Below are 21,112 nucleotides of genomic sequence, written 5' to 3'. Positions count from 1 at the left end.
CCCCTCCTCTAATACTAATACCAAACACCAAAATGTAAAATTTTACCTTTTCTTTTGACCTTAACAATATCATCATAAAATTTTATATCATCTCTGCTGGGTTTAATACCAAGATAATTCACCACCCCCTTATTTCTCAAGGGCTCTATTAATTCCTCGATTAAAAAATGTCTGTTAATTGCCACATCAGGCAATTTTTTAGGGACTAAATAGTCCTTATTAAAATATTCATTCAAAACCGGACGGGGTATCATAATATCTTTGATATCATCATAATAAATTGTATTTTCAAGATTTGTTATGAAATCTTTGTATTGCGCTAATTCATCAATTTGTTTGATTGAGAGCAAGTGTTTATACCCTGCTCTTAGTAGCTGTTCTATTACCTGTGTCGTGCCTTGTAACTTAAGGCTTTTTGGTGTTTGTCTAACTATTTGTAAAAGTTCAGGAAGATAAACTGAATCTTTCTTAAACAACAAAGTCATAGCCGTCCTTTTTCTTTTCTTTTTTTCGTTTTTCCGTTTGTTTTCCGCTAAATATTATTATAGAAATTTTTTATAGCAATTTCAACACTCCCCGATAAATATCGAGGAGTTGAAGAAATTAAAGACTATTTATCGGGTTTGGAGCTTGCGTATTTTCTTTTTCGTTTATTGCTACTTGCAAAATGTCAATATCTTCGTCTTCACCCGGTTGAGGTATGTTATCGTCGTTATCAAGTTCAATGTCAATATCGGCATCAGTTACCTCATATTGAGTTGGCAACTCTTCAACCTCAGCAGGAATATCATTTTGAGGTTTTTCCGAAACATTTATATTAACCTCAGTAGGCGCAATGTCTCCTAACTGAACTTTTACTTTATTTCCAAGAGCTTTGTCTCCGAAAATTCCTTGCGTATTCGCATACGCCGCTTTGTTTTGTTCGATAAGTTTTTTTGTTTCTTCGTTTTTCTTTTGCAAGATAAACATATTATTGTTTGTAAATTCATCGAGTCTTTGCATTATAGTGTTATAAACTTCTTTGTTAAGCGTATAATTTGTAATGCCGAATTCTGTTTTCGCTTCAACAGGATTATCAACCCCGGTTATAAACCCGTTTGCACTTAAATACGGATTGATAATCAATTGATTGTTTTCTGTTTTTGTGTAATAAAGTTTTCCTTTAACATTACCATTGAGAATGAAACTCATATTTTTAGCAACAGACTCAATATCGAGATATTGTTTTTTCTCTTCATCAATTCCGTCCATTTCTGCAATTTTTAGTTTGTCATTTTCAAGTGTAGTAATAATTGCATCTTTTAAAACAAAAAATCTTGACTTAAACGTACCAAAAAGTTTTCTTTCGTTTTTAGTTAAGCTCTCTTTTAGTTCTTCAAAATCTTTACCGCTTTTTAACGCATTCACTACATTTTTACTCTTTAATGCAAAAGCGATAGTATTGTTAGTATAAATGCTATTTGTTTTTGCGTATGTTTCGTATGCTTTTAAAAACTCACTTAGTACCTTTACAGGTGTTTTAGCTGGCGCATTTCCAGCATTTTCTATAATCTTTTTAGCCTCTTCGATATTCCCGTCATTTAATGCTTTTTGTAGCGTTCTTAAGATAGGTTTCTCAATAGCTTTGATAAACTTCTTGTATTCACTTGAAACATTCTCAAGCGGCTTAATTCCGTCGCGTGTTCTTACCTGAAACTTGATAATGTTATTTAACTCAATAGCATAGTCTTTTGCTTTTTTCGGGTCTTCAAGATTTGCGATACCCAAAAGCACATTTCCAAGTTTTGCGTATGTTTTAAGGTATTGTGAGTAAGCTGTTCCGGACTTAATATCAACAATTTTATCGCCTGCCATATAGACATTACCGATTATCGCACTTTTTGTTTTAAGATAAAAGTCGTTACTATATGACGGAATGGTTGGCAATTTAGCGACAATTACATAACTATCTATTTTTTTATCTTTTAATTCCTCAGGAATATCAATTCCGTATTTTTCAAGTGTCGCATATGAGTTGTATCTAAGGCGTCTTTTCCCGTCGTCCCCGGGTTTTGTAAGAAGTACTTCATCACTATATAGCGCATCTTTTTTATTCTCTATAAATTGTTTAAAAGTTTTTTTCATATAAAAATCAAAGAGCACTTGAAACGCTTTTAGAGCATTATGGTCATCACCTCCAAGACTTACAACGTCTGCCTCTCTAATTGTAGGCAACACAACTTTTTCAACGTAAAGTGAGTTATCCTCTTTTGTTAGCTCTTCAATAGCTGCCCTTAAAATATTTTCAGCCTCTTGAGCTTCCTCAAGAGTAGGACAATCTTCATCTTGTGCTTTTCTATGATATTTCTCGATTGTAGCGAATGCTTCTCTTACCTCTTTTGTCAGTTCCGCAAATCCAAGGTCACTATGAATCTCTCCGTTTCCAATACTATTAAGTGTCTTATTGTCAAATAAAACAATTTGCCCATTTGCGTTGTAAGCAACTTTGATATAGTTCGCTTTTCTGACACTCAAGTCCATAAGTTCTTGCAATGCTTCCGCAAGAGATTTTAGAAAAAATCTGTCTTGTTCGCTATAATCTTTAAGAATATTGTCAATTTCTTCCTGAGTTTTACCTTTCATTTTTTCAAGCGTAAATGCAACTTTTAGGACATCATTTAGTTTTAGCCCCGTTAATACGAAGTAATTAAACTTCTCTTTAATCTCTGCAAGAGTTTTAACGTTTGTTTGAAACTTCTCGTTAAATGCCGCAATAAACTCGTCAGGGTTACTTTCTGCGGCTTTAATAACCGCTTGAATAAATTGAAAGGCTTTTGCAAGCGTATCAAGCTCAACCGCTCCGTTTTCTCCAATAAGATTATGTTTTTTTAACTCCGCTACAAATGCGTGAGTATCAACGTGTTTTCTTAAGTCTGCAAAAACGTTTGCGGTATTTATGGCAAACTCTTCAACTTTCTCTTTTTCGATTTTTGGTTGAATAATTTGTAGGTTTGCATCAACTTCTTGTTTAATAGTTGTAGTAATTCTGCCGTTTTTGTCAAGCTCAACTTCGTATGTCTTTACCGGTTTATTGATTCTTTTGTCGATTACTGAAATATAGCCATTCTCACCAATGGTGAAAAAAGCCATATCATTAATAGAGATTGTGTCAAGAACTTTTAACACTTCTCCCCCGATAGGCTCTTCTGCTTTATTAATAAGTTCTCTAAGTTCCGGAATTGTATCTTCAATTTTCTGTGTAAAAACTGCCTCAGCCGGGTTAAACAGCTCTCTACCGATATAATTCGGATTACCGATACGAGTTTTATCTTTGTTTGAATAAGATAAAATTACTCTACCAAATGGTTTTCTTTCTGTTACTTCACTCATTTTTTGACTCCTTTTTTTGATTTTCTACAATTATAAAGACAACTTTTCTACTTAAAAGGAGAAAAAATAAAAAAAAGAGAAAAATTTAGATAGTCGGAGAATTTGAAGGAGAGTTATCTACACTATTTGGGTTTAAAGTGTCAATAAGTGATTTTTTTATATTATCTTTTATATCGGATTTTTGTATAATCATTTCTAAATCGTCAAACGATAAAATCCCTTTTTTATAGTCTTGATATGTTTCGGTGAGATAAAAAAATCCTTTATCGTTATTAATAAGTTCTGTTTTAAGAGATAGTTTTCGAATATAACGATTAATATTACCAAGTTTCTCTTCAATTTTTTCCCAATCACCCCATTCCGTATCAATCTCAGGCAAACTTTCAATGTAAGGAGTGTCAATTACTCTAAACCTTAGATTATTAAAAGCCTTATAATAAGTATAAATAAGATTGTTATCTTTTCTGCTATCTATTTCTTCCGCATAAACCTCATCCATATAACCTATTTCTGAAGAATTCCAATTTTTTCCGTCCCACCAAAAATAATAATTTTCCATTACATCATTAAAATCTTCCGGTGCATTTAAAATCCCGTTACTTAAATCTAAAACAATAACATCGCCAAGTCCTTCCAAATCCTCTTGAGCGATTATATCTTCGCAATAATAGCCCGGCTTATACTGAGGCAAATAAGGTAATTCTCTTAAAAAATCTTTAATCTCTTCGGCTTTTTCTTCATTTTGTTCCTCAATTTTTTCAATTACGGAAAAAAGATTTTTTTCATCAAAATATAATTTCTTTACATCAATATCAAACTTTTCTTTAAATTTCTCTAAATCTTCTTTATCAAAATAAACACAATTTGGTAGATATACTGCTTTTTTAGTTTCCATTTTATCTAAAACGACATAGTTATTATCTGAATTATAATAATTTAAAAGCTCACCAAAGGTTATTTTTTCTTTCATTTTTACTCCTTTCACTTCTATTTAGCTATTTAAAATTCTAAGCATACTTTTAGCCTCCTCCCTAACTTTTTTATCAGGGTCGTTTGTAAGATGTTTTATAACAAACTCTGGCGTATTTAAATTATACAAAACTAACTCTCTAACTTCGCTATCAGGGTCTTTTGCAAGTTTTGCGAGTATATAACTTGGTGTATTCGGATTGATTGCTACCGATTTTTTTACCTCAACGTCAGGGTCTTTTGCAAGTTTTGCAAGTAAAGTCACAGGAACGTTGTAGCTGCTTGCAACGGCTTTTCTAATTTCAACACAATTGCTATTTGCATATCTTTCAAGCTCTTTTTGATTTGCAAAATTTTTTACAAATTTTAAATTAATGTTTGGAATTACTTCCAATCCGTTATAAGTACATAACATTTTTTACTCCTATTTAGTTACTGCGACAATTATAAAACAAACTTTTCTATTGCAAAGGAGAAAAAGGGGGAGTTTAGAGAGAAAGTGAAATTCCGTTTGAGTTTTCAAGTTTGTTTTTTTGATAACTTTCAACTTTTTCGATGAGGTCGTCTCTTAGTTTTTGATTATCCCAAAATACATCGTTTATAAGTCTTTTAACTTCTAAATCAATCATTTCTCCTTTTCTAAGAAAACCAAATGCTTTAGTTAAATAAAAATAGTTTATATCCTCCTCAATTTTTTTCTTTTCTTGTTTTAAGTTATATTCTGCAACGAGATAAGTATCATCAAGTTCTATATATTCCTGATTTCCGGTAGGGTTTTTTAATCTGTAATGAAAATCATTTAAAAACTCAAAGAGTTTTTCCCTTGCGTGAGTATAATTATCCACTTTAAAAATCAATCTTTTATGTTCAGGGTCGGTATAGAAACTGATTTGAAGGTCACCAAATTTAATTCCATTTGCGGTAAGAAAAGCGTTTAAATCGTTTAAGAAATTAACCCTCATTGCATTTGGATTATTAAGCCTTATTTCATCTTCCGAAACTTTCTCACCTACCGGGATATTTTCAAGTGGAATAAGCTGTTCTACTTTAAGAGGGTATCCGTCTTCAAAAATATACGGCTCTTTAAGAGAGCCTATGGAGATTGCTAAATAAAATGTAGGAACACTTCCATAATCAACATCTTCGTATTCCGTTTTTAATCCCCCTATTCTTGCAACAATTTCTTTTATTTGTTCCAAAATAAGAGCCTGCTTAGGAAACGAATTAAAATAACGAGGCATAATATAATAATGATTGATACTTTTTTTTGGATAAAACTCACCAACGAGCATATCGCCAAAGTTTATTTTTTTACTACTTTTTATAACTATATCAACACCGGAAGATTTTGGCTTTTGTTTAACAGAGAATTTTATAAACGGAAAGGTTTTTTTAAGTTCTTTTCTTATTTCAGCAATTTTTTCTTTTGGTAGATAAGGCATTTTGTCGCTCCTTTTTTTAAAAATTATAGGAATAACTTTTCTATTTCATAGGTCAGCTAAAAAGAGAAAGTTGAGAAATTTTTGGATATTCTTGCTCCTCATTTTTCTCGGCATATAATTCGTCAAAGTATTTTTCTATCTTCTCAAGATATATTTTGTAGTTATTAATTCCCTCTCTGTTAAGTTCCATAAACTCAATTTTTTCCTCAATTGTTAAAAAAGGATTCTCTTCAACCGCCTCTACAGAGTCAGCAACCTTCATAAATTCAAGAGCATTATAAAATCTCTCGAGAGAATCAGGTCTTATTTTGTCTTCTACAAATTTTACATATCCCTTGCGGTGTAGGTATTCAAAAACCCAAAAACTTATTTCATCCCTAAACCATTCTTCAGCAATTTTATACTCAAATGACGAATCACTAAAATACACACCTTTTTCTCTTAACTCTTCAAATATAAACTTTCTTGCGGTAGCATATGAATGGATTAAATCTCCAAAATAAACTTTATCCATTAAATCTATTTCTTTAATATCTATTTTATTAATCTTTACAAATTCTTTCATAATAAGAATTTCATCTCTTATATCAGAAAAACTTGCTTCATCTGCCTTATAAGGGCAGTAATAATGAGTATATAAATACAAAAATTGTTTATAAAAGCGAACCTCTTTTGAGAGATTTGTATAGTTAATATCAATTTCTAAAATTTCCTTAGCTTTTTTATAAGCAGTTAAATTATAGTCTCCCTCAAAAAACCAAATCTCTTGAATATATTTAATATCTTCTTCATCCAAATAAACTTTAAGAGGAAATTTTTTATCTAAATTTTTTACTTCTTTTAAAGTGGTCAATAATTTTTCGTAAAACATAATTCTTGTTTCAAGAGAATAACCTCCGGGAGAAATCATACCTTGACGATGATTTTTTATTTTGTATAAATTTACCTTAAAATTACGATGATTATATATGTCCCTAAGAGGGGGCAAATGAGGACTTTTACTCCATATCGTTTGATAACTCATAATAAAATCTCTAAATTCCAATAGAGGTTGATATTGAGGATATTTTTCAACTAAATTCATTAAGGTTTGGTCTTTTTTTACCAAAGGGCACAACCAACAACCAAAGCGCGCATCAGGATACAAATCTTTATTGCTTGTGGCGGATTTGTAAAGATTATAGATGTCTGTAAAATTAATCCATTCCTGTGGGTCTGTTTGGAAAGAATTTTGAGAAAAAAGAAAAATTCCCTCCCAAACGTCTTCAAGTTTTAAATCTTCAATAGGAGCAAAAAGATATTTATTGTCATTAACTTTCTTTATATATTTATTTTCTTCCGAACTATTCTTCTCAAGTCTTTTTTTTCTATCATTTGACTCCTCTTTCCTTGCTCCTATAATCGTTAATTTTTTCTCTTCCATATCCTCAAGTTTCTCCTGAGGCAATATCTTTAATCTATCCGTGCACCATCGGAAGTCTCGTCTCGGGAGCGTTTGCCCTTTTCCGAGTATTAAGTTAAAAAACTTGTGTTTTCGTTCAGGTTTGATTTTATTGAGTTTTATATTCCAGCCCTGCTTTTGTATATATTCTTCAATTTTTTTAAGGGTTTCTATGACATATATCTCATATTGCGGCAACTCCATTAAGGTATCGGAGAAATTAATGCTTATTTTCTTATTCTCTAAAAACTGAAGCGGAAATTCTTTTATAGCCTCAAAAAACAAAATAAGTGTTAAAGTGCTATCCTTGCCACCACTAAAAGCAACAGAAATAGCATAATCTTTTTGCAAAAAATCAGCTACTACGTTTTTGATATTTTGTATTATATCCCTATAATCAGTCAAACGCATTTCCTTTTTTTAAAAATTATAGGGATAACTTTTCTATTTTAGAGGAGAAAAATTAAAAAGGGAAAGTCAAGAAGTTTTTATCTCTCGCCCTGATGACCGGGCGCACAAGTCGCCCGGGGCGGCGCGAAGTCGCTACGCAACTTATCTGCCCAAGACGCAACTTACTCCAAGCTCCGCGCCGCTTTATTTAATTTAAAAGCATTTAGAGCAATAAAGCTTACCATAATCCTTGCCGTTAAAGAAAAAGTCGGCAAGGCGTTTTGAGAAGTGGGTTTCTTCTATCCAAAGTTGATTTTTTCCAACCTCAACCCCGTCTCTTTTTTCTTTAAACTCGGTTAAAGAGAGTCCGTGTTTTCTTAAAAAAGAGACAACCTCACGGCAAGTCTCTTTGTGGTGAGAAATCGTTTTTGTTACTTTGTTAAGCGAAAAAATCATTTTTTAGCTCCTTTTTCTTTTTTTTTGTTAAAAAAGTTTTACTGAAAAGCATTTTAACAAGCAGTGACAAATCCCTCGTGTTTAAAAATAGCTTTTTTCTCAATACTGCCGTCTTCTTTCTTAACCTCTTCTACAACTCTTTTGGTAAAGGCAAATAAAGGAGTTCCAATATTTTCAAGCTCTTCTACTAAAGGCTTCATTAGCCACAAGGCACCGCCTATCATAAAAGCAATATTGAGTTTTTTAAATTCATTCTCATCTAAATACAATTTATCTTCTTTTATTTCTCCTGTTATCATACTTTTTACCTCATCTCTCACAGGAGAGTTTTCATCAAGGCAAAATTCGATAACCAAATCATATATTTCTCTTGCTCTTTTTTGAACTTCCTCACATTGTGGAAGTTCATTAAAAGTTAAAAGAGCTTTTAATTTCTCTTGATAAGCAGAAGGTAAATCAATTACCCCCGCTTTTTTTTGTTCTTCTGTTGCATTATGTTGCGTAAGGTTTAGAATTACACTATATTCACTCATTTTACCTCCTTTACTAACTTAATAAATTTTACTCCTATTTCTTTTGCAATCTCTTTTATTCTGCTGCCACCCTTTCCTATCAATGTTCCCGTTGCGTAATTAGTTTTATTTACAAATTCAGGATTATTAATATCATTTATGACAATGTAAAATCTTAAATCAAATTTTTTACTTAGTTGTGCTTCATATTGTTTAATATTTAGAATATTTAATTCCTTTAATACTTCAAGTTCTCTCCATTTATTATCGCATACAAAATAATTTTGATTTTTTTTAAGATTAAGTTCTTTTAAAATATTTTCGATAATTGTATTTTTTAATTTGTTATCAATTCTTTTAAGTGCATCCTTTAAGAGAAAAACATCATCTTCAAAACATTCTAAAATTTCTCCGTAGCTATTAGAAAATAAATCATCTGTAACAAAATAGTTTCCTCCATTTTGTATTAAAAAACTTTTGGCTTTTAAACACTTTTCAAATTTTTCATTTTTCTCAATTTTAATACCTTCTTTTCTTAAAGCTCTATAAGCTTCAAAGGCTTTTATTGTGTTTTTTTCTTCTTTTTTTCTAAGTAAATATTGTATATATTTTTTATAATCCTCCTGTGCGCTTTTTTTTATTAAAGAGAGTGCATATTTATATAATTTTTTATCTTTTTTTAATTCTTCAGGCTTAATACTTAAAGCCCTTTTTCTCCCTAAAGGAGTTAAAAATTGCATAATTTCTTCGAGGGTAAATAAAGGATAAAAATCTTCTATTTTTAATAGCCCTTTATCCTCTTTAACAACTTTATCATCTACTACACTTCTTAAACAATCCCCTCCCCTCCACTCATCTCCGCAATAGTTATCTACCGGATGATATTTAATAATATACTCAAAAGTATTAAGGTTAATTGTAAAAGAAACAGGATAATCCGCAATGTTTTTTGCAATTTTATTTTTTACTTCATCAGTAAGTCCTTTTCTTATTTTTTTAAGGGCATATTCTTTTAATTTTTCTTTGTTTTTTTTGCTTAAAAGATAAAAGTCGCCGTCTTTTTCTAAAAGATTATCCCCCTCTTTTTCAATTAGGGATAATACAAATTTAATCCCGTAGAAATTGTTATATTCACCGATCATTATCATTTTTGTGTTATCTACCCACTCAACAATTATTTCTTTTACATTAACATTTTCAATTTTTTCTTTTGAAATAGGGTAATAGTTTGTAGAAACTACCCTAACATCTGTTATTTTTTCTTTTTCTATTTTTTTAAACTCTGAAACAATCTCTAATAATTTATTATCTATTTTTTTTTCTTTTCTTAAAAGATACATATTCTATCCCCTTTTAATCAGCTTAATTAAAGACTTTTCAAAGTCCTTAATTAAGCCCACTCTACTCTATTTTATTGTATTTTCAGCCATCTCTCATCCTTATCAAGAGTTTTAATAAGAGTATTATAAACAATTTTAATAACTATGTCAAGCAAAAAAGAAGCAAAACAGAAGTAAAATGGAAAAATTTGTATTTATTTTAAACCTGACACAACATAAAATAACACTGGGATAAATTTACACAGAAAATTATTAACTTATCGAAGAACATAAAATTTTTAATATATTGCGGCTACTTGCCCCCTTCACCGCATTGCGTTCCCTCTTGTCGCACTCTTGTGTGTTTTCTTATTTACACACTCAAACGCTTGCCCGACTCACTTACTAACAATCATTTAGCATTTTTAATGAAGGACGCAATAGATACTTTTGTAAGCGTCTTCTATTCTGAAAATCCTCCAATGCCTCAAAAAAGTTTTTTCTTTCTTTAAATTCAAGCTCATAGTCGATTATCTTTGTTTTTGTTTTCATAAAGTCTTTTTCCGGCTCGGGTTTTTTAAGTTTTTTATTTTTTATTTTATAAGTATAAAAAGGTCTTGGAGCAAAGAAGTATTTAGCATAAAAACTGCTTGGTGTTAATGAATTTTCGCTTAAGAAGTTATGATATTCTTTGTTTCTGTGCTTTATATCGTTTTCAAGCTCTTTCTTAACTTCTAAGTTATTGTCAAATATTTTGTCGGCAAAATTGTACATTGCCTGAGCAATTGAGGCTTTAATAATTCTTTTATTACACAGATACAACAATAACGTATCTTTATCAAGCGGATAAACCTTTTCTTTTAAGGGCGTGCTAAACTCGTCAAACACTCTTAGAGGCGGATGCGGAAAAAAAGCATAAGGGGTGCCCCTCAGATAATCGTTATCGACTCTCGGATATATTATAAGCCCTTGTTTATAAGCTTCTTGGAGTCTTTTTATTGCATTCTCAATCATCTTTACCTTCTTCTTTAACATCTACATCAACTAAAAATACCGCCTCGCCGTGCACTTCTCCTCTCGTCACCTCTGTGGAATATACGTGACTTCCTATGGAACTTGTTTTTGAGACAACTTGGCGATTGTCTGAGAAGTTTATAATTGCGTTTGCTCCTTTTCTTGCCGCTTCTTCTTTTAAATCCTCAATATCAACGGCAGAAATAACCCCGTAATTTTCAATAACTTTTTTATTTGGCGGAATAGAAGCATATACTTGAATTGATTCTAATAGTCTTTCGTATTCCTGAGAGTTTTCAAAAAATTCTCTAATTTTTTCTTTTAATAAAGCCTCATTTTTCGATGCTCTTTTCGCATTTTTAATGGCTGTAAGTCTATATAACGCAATTAATCCCGGGATGATAGCGACATAGATAAAAAATGAATCGGCATTAAGAACATAATCAAGAACGATTAACAAAATAGTAATAAGTAAATAGAATCTGAATTTTTCTTTTTGTTTATTTACGTCAAGTTCTTCAGTAAGCTTTTTTATAACAACTTTATCGTTATTTGCAAATTCTTTAACAATCTGATTGTTAATTTTTGCGTATTCTGATAAAGTTTTTTCTATAAGCTCAGGTGTAATTGTAATTTTACTCATTTTCTTCCTCCTTTACATTTACATAATATAAGATTTCTTTATCCTTAAGCATATAAACATTACTCATCTGATATTCATAGAATATATAAAGGTTAATGTATAAGAATAACGAAAACGTTATAAGTGTAACACTTATATTAATAAGTATTTCGAGTGCGTTAATTAATCCCGTATTTAACACAAACAAAAAAGTCGCTATCAGATAAACTGAAAAAATAGTAAAAATAAAATAACTTAGATATTTAATAGGTAACTTAAATTTATAAAAAAGAGCGCCAATAATTATAATAGATAAAAACAACATAAGTCCATAAAAATTAAAGCTCGTAAGCATTACGAATATGTAAAACATATTAAAGAAATATACTAAAGGGTATTTCTTTCTAAAATAAGTAAAAAAACTAACTTTGTTAAGATAAAAAGTTTTTTCTTCTTCGTTTTTTATTTTTATCCTTTCAGTCGTAAATAAAAGGCTATCTATTTTTCTATAAAGAATAATAAATAAAACAACTTTAATACCAAACACTACTTTATCTAAGAACGGAATAAAATTAAAAAGATTATCCGGTAATGCAATAAAGATAATAATTAAAGAAAATATTGCATAACGAAAATATAAATCTTCCGTTTCTTCTTTTATTTTCTTTTCTAAAACAACTTTTCTTTTTTCCCAAGAGCCGTCTAAATTTTGAAATTTTAAAATCATTATCAACCTTTATGTTTTCTTTTATAAGTTTAATATTTTTTCATAGCTTTTTAAAGGGGGTAAAGAAAAAAAATCCCGGGAATTTATCGGGGGGTGTTACATATTGTTTGTTAAGTTATTTGAATTTTGATTTTCGTGTTTAATTTTTATTTTAGGAAAAATAAAATTTTCTACCTCTTTATCGTTTAAAGAGCGTATTGTTTCTTCTAAGAATTTTTTATTAATTTTTCCGTTTTTGTATTCTTTATATAAATTCGTTAAATAAAATAATTCAGTTGTTAAAAACGAATTATTTTTTACCTTTATATTTCCGTCTTCATACGCAAGAATAATATCGGGTTTATAATTAAAATATTCAGGCAGTTTATATTTTTGTAATTCGTATAAAAACTCATTTAGATACTCAATTCTTGCACCATTATTATATTTTTGTAACCTTGTTAATAAATCTTTAGGATTGAGTATAAATATGTTAGGCTCAGGACTTAGTCCGTCCATACTGCTAATCTTAATTAAAGAAAACATACCAAGATATTCGTCAAGCTCTTTTTCATCATTAAACTCGGACAATATATACTTTTCTTCTCCCGTTTCTCTCCAATTCTCAAAACTTTTTTTATCTTTAAAGACTTTGAAATATAATCCTTCTTGATTATAAACAACCATTCCGTTACTAAGATATTCAATAGTTTTATCGGAACGAATATAGTCAGTATCTTTAACTTCAATACTTTCTTTGTCGATATCAAAAAACAATACATTCAAATCCCTATATTTTTTTAAAACATCTATAATAATACCGGGTACATTTTTAAGGTTTAGTTCAGCTTGATTTTCATATTCAAGCAAATAACCATACTTTTTATATACAAAATCACTCCAGCCATCGTATAGTTTTTGAAAAAATTTTCTAAAATCAATAGCTAAAAGCTCATTTGTATCCTCATCTTCTATGGCAAGTTCAAGCGGTTCAACTCTTGCGGCATTTATTGCGTCTTCAAGTATATATGACAGCTTCCTGTTAAACAAATTATAAAAAGGGTATTCAAACAAATAATCTTTTAGGTATTCTTCATTATCAAAAGTTACATATTCTTTACTCAACATTTTGTTAATTTCTTCTTCATTAAAGATATTATCGCTATATATCTTTATAAGAGGCGCATCCCTTAACGCCTTGAAAATCTCTTTATTTACCTCTTTCGTATAATAAAAATAAGAACCGAATTTTTCCTCCAAAAGGGTTATTACTTCATCTAATGAATTATGTACCGCATCCGCAAACAAACTTTCAAATGTCTCTCCGTCTATAACAGATGATAAAATCTCATCGTTAGCGATAAATATTTCATAGGCTCTCTCGTCAGTATCATCAAAAGAGATGCCAAGCTCATTTATGTTCTCAGGTATCTCTTCGCAGTTTCTAATTATCTCGAGTAATTTATCTTTATTCATTTTATTACCTCCTACAAACTTTTAAAATCTCCGCAAAATCGGATTTTTCATAAATTTTAGCATATTCATCGGGGTTGGAATCAATCAGTTTCTTAATTTCCATAAAATCTTTGTAGAAGTTCTTTTTAATAATGTCCGCAGTATCACCTTTACCGATAAGATACTTTTGCGTATATACGGGGATATTCGGAATTATTTCTTCATACATAATCGATTCATAAACATCGTTTAACGGCAAATCACCTGACGGAGTATATATACCCGCATCAACGAATAAAAATGGAAAACTTTCCAAAATTTGTTGCGAAATATCGTAAGTGTTTGCCGTTTCGATTAAAAGCTGGAATTTTTCGTTTTTATATAAGCTAAGCAGAAAACCTATTGCCAGCATTGCCCTTGTTTTTCCTGCCCTCATCTCCCAAAACAGCATTTCGAGTTTTTTATTTGGAGACAATTCCAAATAGTTAAACGCTTCTTTTGCCTGATGAGGTTTTAATCCAAACGCTTTTAAAAACAAATCGGTCATAAATATTTTTTTCTTCTCTTCAAAATTCTTAGCGGTTATGAGTTTAGCATAATTTTTCAAAATTAACGCAAGCTTTGCGTAACCCGTAAAAATAGCTCTTTTTGCTTTATATCTCTCAGTTAAGGCATCGGTTACGGCTAAAATAAAATCTTCATAATCTTCGTCTTTGAATTCATATTTTTGCTTAAGAGCTTTTTTTAACTCATTAAAGAAAGCCCCCCTTTCGTTCTCGAAGAAGGTAATTTCTCTATTTTCGTAACTTTGAACGATAAATTTATACACTTTCTTTTTAACTTCTTCGTTATTAATAGGAAATGTTTTATCCATTTCTTTTTTCAATTGTCTTTTAAAGTCAGGAAAAACAATTCTTTCTTGGAAAAACTCAATAAGTTTATATTTATCCGCAAATTCAAGTAACTGAGTTACGTTTTTGTTTTTTAACGCAATAATTTCATCTATAAACTTCGTTTTTACTTCTTGAAACTCCGCTTCTTCATCAAATCCCTCAAACGTTCCTATTTTAAAATTAAATCTTAAAATAGAATCAATTACGTCATTTTTCATATATTCTTCAAATCTACTAATTACTTTTTCAAGTTTTTCGTTTGAAATTTCAACCTCATCTACAAAGTCGTCAAAGTTAAATAAATTGTATTCCTGTAACTTTTTAAAAAAATCATTTACGTTACAAGATAATTTTGCAAGGTCAAATCCAAACTTATCGGTTAATACATATACCTCATTGTTATAAGAAATTCCCTCTTCAAGGGATATGCTTTTTTCGTTCTTAAAAACAAGCTTATCCGCTTTTTGAAGAAGTTTTTTAAATTCGATTTCTTCGTCAATAGTTACATTAACTTTGTTATCTTCGGCAATTTCTTTGACGATTTTGAATAAGAGGTCTTTAGAATACTGCTCGGAAATATCAATTACGTCAGGGTAATAATAAAGTTTCATCATACCTAAGTTTTTATTTGTCACTAAGTCTTTTTCTCCCTCATACTTATCCCCAAGCTTATAGTGACGGAAATTGTCTTCCATATGAGGAAGTTTATAATTAATTTTCTCTGCGACAAGCTGAATGAGCTTAAACGTTTCAGGCATAACGTTTTTATAAAAATTAAGAAGTGTTAAATCTTGCACGACTTCAAAAAAAGATAGTTTTTTTTCATCTTTATCATCTTTTACAAAAAATCTTGAATCTTGAAATACTTTGCCTTTAATAGCTCTATTTATAGGTGAAAAAAACTCTTTGATTAAATCAATGCTTATACTTTCCCTTAATCGTTCTATATTTTTATAAAGCTCTTCATTATCTTGAATCGCTTTTTGTAATAAATTTTTAAACGAATCAAAGTTTCTTTCGGCTCTGTAATATGTAAGAATTTCGTCTAACTTCGAATCTACAAGATAGTTGTCTTGCAAAAATTCGTCAATTATCTTTTTTATACTTTCGTAACTATCGACTTTGTAATACTTAGCCCCGCTAAATAGTTGATTATTTGAAGGTTTTACCCCAAAAATAAACAAAAAATTTTCAGGTGCATTTGAATCATTATAGCCTGTAAGCTCTTTTGGTATTTCAAAAATAATACCTTTAAGGATATTTTTTAGAAATTTAGCCATTTTTGTAGGAAATAATCCCATTACGAAAGCGTTATCAGGCAATGATTGAATAGAATCTTTTGCCACCTCATCGTCTTTAGTATAAGGTGGGTTTAGATAATAAATAAGATTTTTTGGAATATGACTTTTTTTACTTTCTAACACATCTTTAATGACGTTTTTATGGATAGAAAAATTGACACCCGTAATAACCTTATAATCCGGGTCGTTATTTTGAATATCCCTCAACTCGGTTCCTAAAAGGGCTGAATTGATACCTTTGTTTTTAAAAATATCAAGTATTTTTCCGCTCCCCGCTTGAGGGTCAAAAATTCCGATTTTTTCAATTTTAAGAGGGGTTAATTTTGCTTTTTTAATTTCCTGAATTACATTTTCGCTTTGTAGCTCTTTTAGGGGTTTTTGTAAAAAGAACTTCAAATCCTCTATGAGGTTAAAAAATTTTTCTTCTTTTTTTATTTCTTCCGCTACTTTTACATAATCCTCAGCAAAATTACTCATATTCAAATCGTTTTCATTTAAAAGGTATTTAATAGCATCCTTAATTTGTCCGATAGGAACAAATTGCAATTTGGTTGTAATTTTTCCCATAAAATCTTTGTCTTTTTGAATAAGGGTTTCAATTTTAGTTATATTATCCTCTAAAAATATTCTTTTTTTTATTTCATCTTCAATAAGAGAGCCTAAAAAGTCGAAAAATCTTTCGGGAGTTTCATACGCTTTTAATTCCGTCTTAGCCTTTGTATTTGAAAAATCTGCTTTAAAGTCTTTAATTTCAATCTCGTCGATTGTGTGATATTGACTCTCACTTGTAATCGAGGATAGGTATAATACTCCTTCAGGATGTTCTTCTAAAACTTTTTTAGCCTCTTCTATATCGCGCGGTAATACTAACGCTAACGTAGCCGGTGTAATAAAATTTGCGCTAACCCCGTCCATTGTAATTTTTGTTTTTAATTTTCCGTCTTCAATTTGTAATATCTTATCAAGCTTAGTTTCGCCCTCTTCTGTTTTTAAATAAAATCTAAAACCTTTCGAATCATTTGGGTCGATTATAAGTTTTGCCATTACAATACTCCTTAGTTTTTAGACAATTATAATGGCAACTTTTCTATTTTGGAGGAAATTTAGAGGAAAAAGTGCGGTTGAGTTTTAGAAAAACAAAATAAACAAAAAGAGAGTGTAAAGAAGATATAAAAGTAAGAAAGGTAAGAGAAAGTTAAGAATTTTTAATTTCATTTGTTTTTTACCCCTTTCGATACTTTCAATGCGCTTACTTTTTACTTATTATATACTTAATGGAGATGTTTGTCAAGGGGTTTTATCCTTAAAACTTTATGGGTAAAAGTTAATCGTTTTGAAGTTTTAAGTTTTCTTTTAGAGGATTATTATAAGCTTTTTTTAACAACTGATTTTCTTGTTGCAGCTGTCTAATTTCATTTTGTAAAACAATAATTTCTTTCCTGAGCTTTTCAAGCTCTTGAAATGCTTTTTTATATTTTTCTTGTAGCTGAGTATATTCTTGTTCTCTTTGCTTATTTATCTGTTCCATTTCGTATAGTTTTTCTTTTAATGTATGATTTTCTTTTAAAATCTTTTTTTCGAAGTTTATTTTTTTAAGATTAACGTGCGGAGCGAGCTTTGGAGTGTTTTGAAGTTTTGGCATATTAAGCATTTCCGATACGTCTTTTTGTAGTTGATATAAAAATTTCTTATCTATTTTCCTTCTGACAGACCTTGCTTCTTTATCTAAGCCTAAAAAAACTATATGGGCGTGGTGATTAATTACTTTATTCCCGTCTTCATCAATATAGCCCTCGTCTCTGTGTAGGGCTATTTGAATGACGTCTGTGTTTAATTTATCTTCAAAATATTTTGCAACCTTTTTAACGTCTTCAATTGTGTGATGTTTATCCAGCACCACAACCGCACTAAGCAGTTTTTTTGTTTTTGGATGTAATTTTCTTTTAAATTTTTCTTCATAGAGCTTTTTTCTCTCTTTTATTAATATTTTATATCTCTCTTTAGCCTCTTGAGAAGAGGCAGGTATAACAACGTTCTCATCTTTTGGAAAAATGGACGAATCAACCTTTTTATCCCCGTCCCTTGCGTTATGCGTTAATTCTAAGGTTGAAGTAGGTAAAATGGTAACGGCGGCTAAACGTTTCATTATTTGCCGCCTTTTAAAAGCTCGTTGGGGTTTTGGATAGGTTGGAAGTTTGAATCATACATACTTGGTGTTCCGGGTGCTTTTAACACCTCAACCGCCTTTTGGGCTTTTTCAAGTTTTATTTCCTCTTTTTTTATTACTCCCGGGTTATATTTTACGTTTTTCCAAACATCACTGCCTGAGAGTATTTTTTTAAATCTTTCAGCTTTTTCAGTATCGGTTTTACCCGCTAAAATATAGTAACTCATAGCTTTTGCGTCTTTATGAAACGGAAGAGGATATAAAATTACGTGAATACGATACTTCTTAGCAAGTTTGTCGCCAAACTCTTTTTCAAATTTTCTACAAAACGGACATTCCGGGTCTGTTACGATGTAAATATCTTTTTTCCCTTCTCCGTATGTAAAAGATATGCCGTTTTTAATAGTTTGGATTTCCTGTTTTGTGTAGTGATGAGGTAGTTTGACTATACCTCCTCTTAACACTTTCCCGTTTTTTAAGACAATATCCCCAAAAATTAAACGGCTTTTATCTTTTGTTTCATAAAACACAAAAGCCGCCGTATTGTTTTGTTCTTTTGGGATAATTTCAAATTTAATATATCCGTATTCGGTAGGTTTTGCAATTAATTCAACCTTACCTAATTCCAAAATGGCGGAAAGCTTATTGTATTGCTCCTTAAAAGGCTTTAAAAGCTCTAAAGCTTTTTTATCTTTTAAGATAACATCTTTTTTATCCGTATATGACTTGTTAAGTGAATTTAACACAACTATTGACGTTGCCGGATTTGCGATTACTATCGCATTTGAAACGGAAGATAATAAAATAACCGCAATAGGAACGATTATACTTTTTTTCATTTCTTCCCTTTATTAACTTCTTTCTTAAATTTTTCTCCTGCTTTAAATTTAGGCACAAAACGAGCAGGTACTTTGTAAGTTTTACCCTCCAATTTTAACTCTCTCGGATTCATTTTTATTCGATAAAATTTTCCAAATCCAAGAATATTTACTTCGTTTCCTTCTGCGACTTCTTTTATCACTATGTTTTTAAACTCTTTTAAAACTCGGGAAATTTCTTTTTCAGGCTTGTTTGTATTCTTAGCGATAGCTTTAATAATTTCCGTATATTTCATTCTCTCTCCTTTTTATGAAATTTACGAAACTATTATATAGAAAAATAGTGCTAAGCAACGTAATTGTAGAATGGATTTTGTAGGAAAATTGTAAAAAATTTGAGAAAATTAAGGGGAGAGAGGAGTTTTTAGTTAAGTTATCTTATGGAAGATATGCAATACCTGCCCCGTAATAGAAATGTCCTGCCGGAGCTTTTGGAACGTTGTAGTAAATGTTTTTCGTACAATCGTTTCCGATGTATCTGCCGTAGTAGGCTAAATGTGTTTGATAATCATTATAAGGTCTCGTAATAGAGTATCCATAAACTTTGTATGATGGTCCTTCTAAGTATGAAGTGTATAATGTTGTTTTAGCTCCTTGCAATTGAAAATGGCACATATATAATCCATTTGGGGTAAAAAAATTAACATAAAATTTTGGCGCTTTTAAAGCACTTGCGAAAGCACCATCAAAAACTGATACATACCAATATTGTGTTAATGTTCTACTTATTACTATAGCTGGGTATTTTTTAGTTGTTGTAAATGTAAAAACGTTATTTCCATTAATGTAATCTTTTATATATACTGAAGGAGTTGGAAATAATGATGTTCCTAAGTAATAATAACCTTTTGGTAAAAATTTTCTTATTTCATAAGAAACATCATATTGTCCATAATATTTATACCAACCATTATATAACTTTGTAATTATTTTAGCTGTTCCACCATATGTAATATATACTCGCAATCCATAAGCTCTTTTTGCATCTGTTATCACCCCCGGCAGTGCTCCCGGATATACTTTCATACCAATATTACCCGAAGAGCTTTGAGAATAGCATTTCCCGTCTAAACATACTTTACTGCCGGGTAACAATACGAATTTTAAAGTACTCCAATTAACGTATTTAACAACTCCGTTTGAAAATTTAAACCAAGCATTTAACAGCTCTGCTTTTCCCGTCTTTTTTTTTATCGCCTCAACGGCGAGGTCATCCATTTTCGGGTCACCATAATTACAAGCAAGTGCGATAGGGTTTGTTGGTGAGCTTAGTGGCTCATCAGCTTCCGATGTGGTATTCAGTTTGCTCCATTCTTTTCCGTCATAGATGTAAGTGTCAAGTGTTCCGTCGCTGTTTTTAACGTATGCCTTAGTTCCGATACTTGCCGGGATATTTTTTAGGTCATCTACGCTATCAACCACAATAGCACCGCTATTTTGGTCGGCTGAACCGATTGTCGTCCAACTCGTACCTTGCTTGATATATAGAATTAATCCGCCCTGCCCGTCAGGCTGATACCATTTTGTCGCAGTTGAAGGTGGTGTTCCGATACCTACATATACACCCGGATATGTTTTTAACTTATTTACTTTATTCATAAAAGTAACCGTCGTTGCGTCAAGCGGAATTGTTACCGAATTTGACGTAGCAGTTGCCGTTGGCGGCATAAACGGGTCGTGTAAAAACATATCAATCACCTCTTGAGGCTCTTGAGATGATGAAAAAATATTACTAATTACGATACTATTGTTTTTTACTTCCATTTTGAGAGGGTCACCCTCATAATTCTTCCACACCGAATCGGAAATTCCAAAATACCTATCAACCTCACTTAATGTCGGTGTGGTGTCAGCCGTTTGTAAAATATAGTCTTGCACTCTTTTGCTTAAGTCCGCAATTCTTTTAACCAAATTATCAACTTTTTGCTGTCTAACGACCTGTAAGGTCGTTGAATATACATCTCCTGCGTGTGCTTGCATAGGTGCAAGTCCCGTCATAACAACCGCAGCCGTTGCGATACTTAAAATCGTTTTTTTAACTCTCATCTCTCCTCCTTTGTTATTTAATTGAAATTGTTCCAACCGGTGCTTTTTCGATAGGTTGGATTGTATTTACACCCCCGCTATCTTCTACGGAAGTGTTTGGTGTTGTTGGAAACTTATTATCAATACTGATTG

General features: G+C 30.9%; 18 protein-coding genes. All 18 read right to left on the bottom strand.

All coding sequences use genetic code 11. From position 1 onward, the window contains the following. Window positions 1-14: 14 nt before the first annotated feature. The 18 genes from EDC58_RS09510 to EDC58_RS09425 all read right to left on the bottom strand — a co-directional run bounded on the left by EDC58_RS09510 (window position 15) and on the right by EDC58_RS09425 (window position 20,980). Window positions 15-485, bottom strand: a complete 471-nt coding sequence (locus EDC58_RS09510; protein WP_123353287.1) for a hypothetical protein — start codon at window positions 483-485, stop codon at window positions 15-17. A gap of 118 nt (window positions 486-603) precedes the next feature. Next, on the bottom strand, window positions 604-3,369 hold the full coding sequence (locus tag EDC58_RS09505) for a hypothetical protein (RefSeq protein WP_123353286.1): 2,766 nt from the start codon (window positions 3,367-3,369) through the stop codon (window positions 604-606). An 85-nt stretch (window positions 3,370-3,454) separates the two neighbouring features. Then, window positions 3,455-4,339 carry a hypothetical protein gene (locus EDC58_RS09500; RefSeq protein WP_123353285.1) on the bottom strand — a complete coding sequence of 295 codons (885 nt, stop codon included), beginning with the start codon at window positions 4,337-4,339 and terminating at the stop codon, window positions 3,455-3,457. Window positions 4,340-4,360: 21 nt separating this feature from the next. Continuing rightward, window positions 4,361-4,753: a HEAT repeat domain-containing protein gene (locus EDC58_RS09495; RefSeq protein ID WP_123353284.1), complete on the bottom strand. Its 393-nt coding sequence runs from the start codon at window positions 4,751-4,753 to the stop codon at window positions 4,361-4,363. Window positions 4,754-4,826: 73 nt separating this feature from the next. After that, window positions 4,827-5,780 (bottom strand): LPD29 domain-containing protein, encoded by a 954-nt coding sequence (locus EDC58_RS09490; RefSeq protein WP_123353283.1) that lies wholly within the window; start codon window positions 5,778-5,780, stop codon window positions 4,827-4,829. 52 nt (window positions 5,781-5,832) lie between these two features. Beyond that, window positions 5,833-7,626, bottom strand: coding sequence for a phosphoadenosine phosphosulfate reductase domain-containing protein (locus EDC58_RS09485; protein ID WP_170151144.1), 1,794 nt, complete (start codon window positions 7,624-7,626; stop codon window positions 5,833-5,835). Between the two features lie 198 nt (window positions 7,627-7,824). After that, on the bottom strand, window positions 7,825-8,067 hold the full coding sequence (locus EDC58_RS09480) for a hypothetical protein (protein ID WP_123353281.1): 243 nt from the start codon (window positions 8,065-8,067) through the stop codon (window positions 7,825-7,827). 53 nt (window positions 8,068-8,120) lie between these two features. Then, entirely contained in the window at window positions 8,121-8,600 is a 480-nt protein-coding gene (locus EDC58_RS09475; RefSeq protein WP_123353280.1) for a hypothetical protein, read from the bottom strand. Continuing rightward, window positions 8,597-9,919 carry a KH domain-containing protein gene (locus tag EDC58_RS09470; protein ID WP_123353279.1) on the bottom strand — a complete coding sequence of 441 codons (1,323 nt, stop codon included), beginning with the start codon at window positions 9,917-9,919 and terminating at the stop codon, window positions 8,597-8,599. The genes EDC58_RS09475 and EDC58_RS09470 overlap by 4 nt, the downstream gene beginning before the upstream one ends. Window positions 9,920-10,303: 384 nt before the next feature. Then, window positions 10,304-10,912, bottom strand: a complete 609-nt coding sequence (locus tag EDC58_RS09465) for a hypothetical protein (RefSeq protein WP_123353278.1) — start codon at window positions 10,910-10,912, stop codon at window positions 10,304-10,306. Next, the gene (locus tag EDC58_RS09460) at window positions 10,905-11,555 is read right to left on the bottom strand and encodes a hypothetical protein (protein WP_123353277.1); all 651 of its coding nucleotides are present in this window, start codon (window positions 11,553-11,555) and stop codon (window positions 10,905-10,907) included. The genes EDC58_RS09465 and EDC58_RS09460 overlap by 8 nt, the downstream gene beginning before the upstream one ends. Beyond that, window positions 11,548-12,261, bottom strand: a complete 714-nt coding sequence (locus tag EDC58_RS09455; protein ID WP_123353276.1) for a hypothetical protein — start codon at window positions 12,259-12,261, stop codon at window positions 11,548-11,550. The genes EDC58_RS09460 and EDC58_RS09455 overlap by 8 nt, the downstream gene beginning before the upstream one ends. 96 nt (window positions 12,262-12,357) lie before the next feature. Next, a complete protein-coding gene (locus tag EDC58_RS09450) occupies window positions 12,358-13,716 on the bottom strand; it encodes a hypothetical protein (RefSeq protein ID WP_123353275.1) in 1,359 nt (452 codons plus the stop codon). A gap of 4 nt (window positions 13,717-13,720) precedes the next feature. Continuing rightward, on the bottom strand, window positions 13,721-16,933 hold the full coding sequence (locus tag EDC58_RS09445) for a ligand-binding sensor domain-containing protein (RefSeq protein ID WP_123353274.1): 3,213 nt from the start codon (window positions 16,931-16,933) through the stop codon (window positions 13,721-13,723). 280 nt (window positions 16,934-17,213) lie between these two features. After that, the gene (locus tag EDC58_RS09440; protein ID WP_123353273.1) at window positions 17,214-18,035 is read right to left on the bottom strand and encodes a hypothetical protein; all 822 of its coding nucleotides are present in this window, start codon (window positions 18,033-18,035) and stop codon (window positions 17,214-17,216) included. Then, window positions 18,035-18,895: a thioredoxin domain-containing protein gene (locus EDC58_RS09435; RefSeq protein WP_123353272.1), complete on the bottom strand. Its 861-nt coding sequence runs from the start codon at window positions 18,893-18,895 to the stop codon at window positions 18,035-18,037. The genes EDC58_RS09440 and EDC58_RS09435 overlap by 1 nt, the downstream gene beginning before the upstream one ends. Next, window positions 18,892-19,170 (bottom strand): HU family DNA-binding protein, encoded by a 279-nt coding sequence (locus EDC58_RS09430; protein WP_139932284.1) that lies wholly within the window; start codon window positions 19,168-19,170, stop codon window positions 18,892-18,894. The genes EDC58_RS09435 and EDC58_RS09430 overlap by 4 nt, the downstream gene beginning before the upstream one ends. Before the next feature lie 142 nt (window positions 19,171-19,312). After that, complete coding sequence (locus tag EDC58_RS09425) at window positions 19,313-20,980, bottom strand: hypothetical protein (RefSeq protein ID WP_123353271.1); 1,668 nt, start codon at window positions 20,978-20,980, stop codon at window positions 19,313-19,315. Between the last annotated feature and the right edge of the window lie 132 nt (window positions 20,981-21,112).

This window comes from Caminibacter pacificus, from assembly GCF_003752135.1.
GTDB classification, from domain to species: Bacteria; Campylobacterota; Campylobacteria; order Campylobacterales; family Nautiliaceae; genus Caminibacter; species Caminibacter pacificus.
This window is presented reverse-complemented; position numbering and strand designations above follow the sequence as displayed.

Coding starts and splice junctions, on each gene's coding strand:
- EDC58_RS09510 (WP_123353287.1), bottom strand. CDS start 485: ATGACTTTGTTGTTTAAGAAAGATTCAGTTTATCTTCCTGAACTTTTA.
- EDC58_RS09505 (WP_123353286.1), bottom strand. CDS start 3,369: ATGAGTGAAGTAACAGAAAGAAAACCATTTGGTAGAGTAATTTTATCT.
- EDC58_RS09500 (WP_123353285.1), bottom strand. CDS start 4,339: ATGAAAGAAAAAATAACCTTTGGTGAGCTTTTAAATTATTATAATTCA.
- EDC58_RS09495 (WP_123353284.1), bottom strand. CDS start 4,753: ATGTTATGTACTTATAACGGATTGGAAGTAATTCCAAACATTAATTTA.
- EDC58_RS09490 (WP_123353283.1), bottom strand. CDS start 5,780: ATGCCTTATCTACCAAAAGAAAAAATTGCTGAAATAAGAAAAGAACTT.
- EDC58_RS09480 (WP_123353281.1), bottom strand. CDS start 8,067: ATGATTTTTTCGCTTAACAAAGTAACAAAAACGATTTCTCACCACAAA.
- EDC58_RS09475 (WP_123353280.1), bottom strand. CDS start 8,600: ATGAGTGAATATAGTGTAATTCTAAACCTTACGCAACATAATGCAACA.
- EDC58_RS09470 (WP_123353279.1), bottom strand. CDS start 9,919: ATGTATCTTTTAAGAAAAGAAAAAAAAATAGATAATAAATTATTAGAG.
- EDC58_RS09465 (WP_123353278.1), bottom strand. CDS start 10,912: ATGATTGAGAATGCAATAAAAAGACTCCAAGAAGCTTATAAACAAGGG.
- EDC58_RS09460 (WP_123353277.1), bottom strand. CDS start 11,555: ATGAGTAAAATTACAATTACACCTGAGCTTATAGAAAAAACTTTATCA.
- EDC58_RS09455 (WP_123353276.1), bottom strand. CDS start 12,261: ATGATTTTAAAATTTCAAAATTTAGACGGCTCTTGGGAAAAAAGAAAA.
- EDC58_RS09450 (WP_123353275.1), bottom strand. CDS start 13,716: ATGAATAAAGATAAATTACTCGAGATAATTAGAAACTGCGAAGAGATA.
- EDC58_RS09445 (WP_123353274.1), bottom strand. CDS start 16,933: ATGGCAAAACTTATAATCGACCCAAATGATTCGAAAGGTTTTAGATTT.
- EDC58_RS09440 (WP_123353273.1), bottom strand. CDS start 18,035: ATGAAACGTTTAGCCGCCGTTACCATTTTACCTACTTCAACCTTAGAA.
- EDC58_RS09435 (WP_123353272.1), bottom strand. CDS start 18,895: ATGAAAAAAAGTATAATCGTTCCTATTGCGGTTATTTTATTATCTTCC.
- EDC58_RS09430 (WP_139932284.1), bottom strand. CDS start 19,170: ATGAAATATACGGAAATTATTAAAGCTATCGCTAAGAATACAAACAAG.
- EDC58_RS09425 (WP_123353271.1), bottom strand. CDS start 20,980: ATGAGAGTTAAAAAAACGATTTTAAGTATCGCAACGGCTGCGGTTGTT.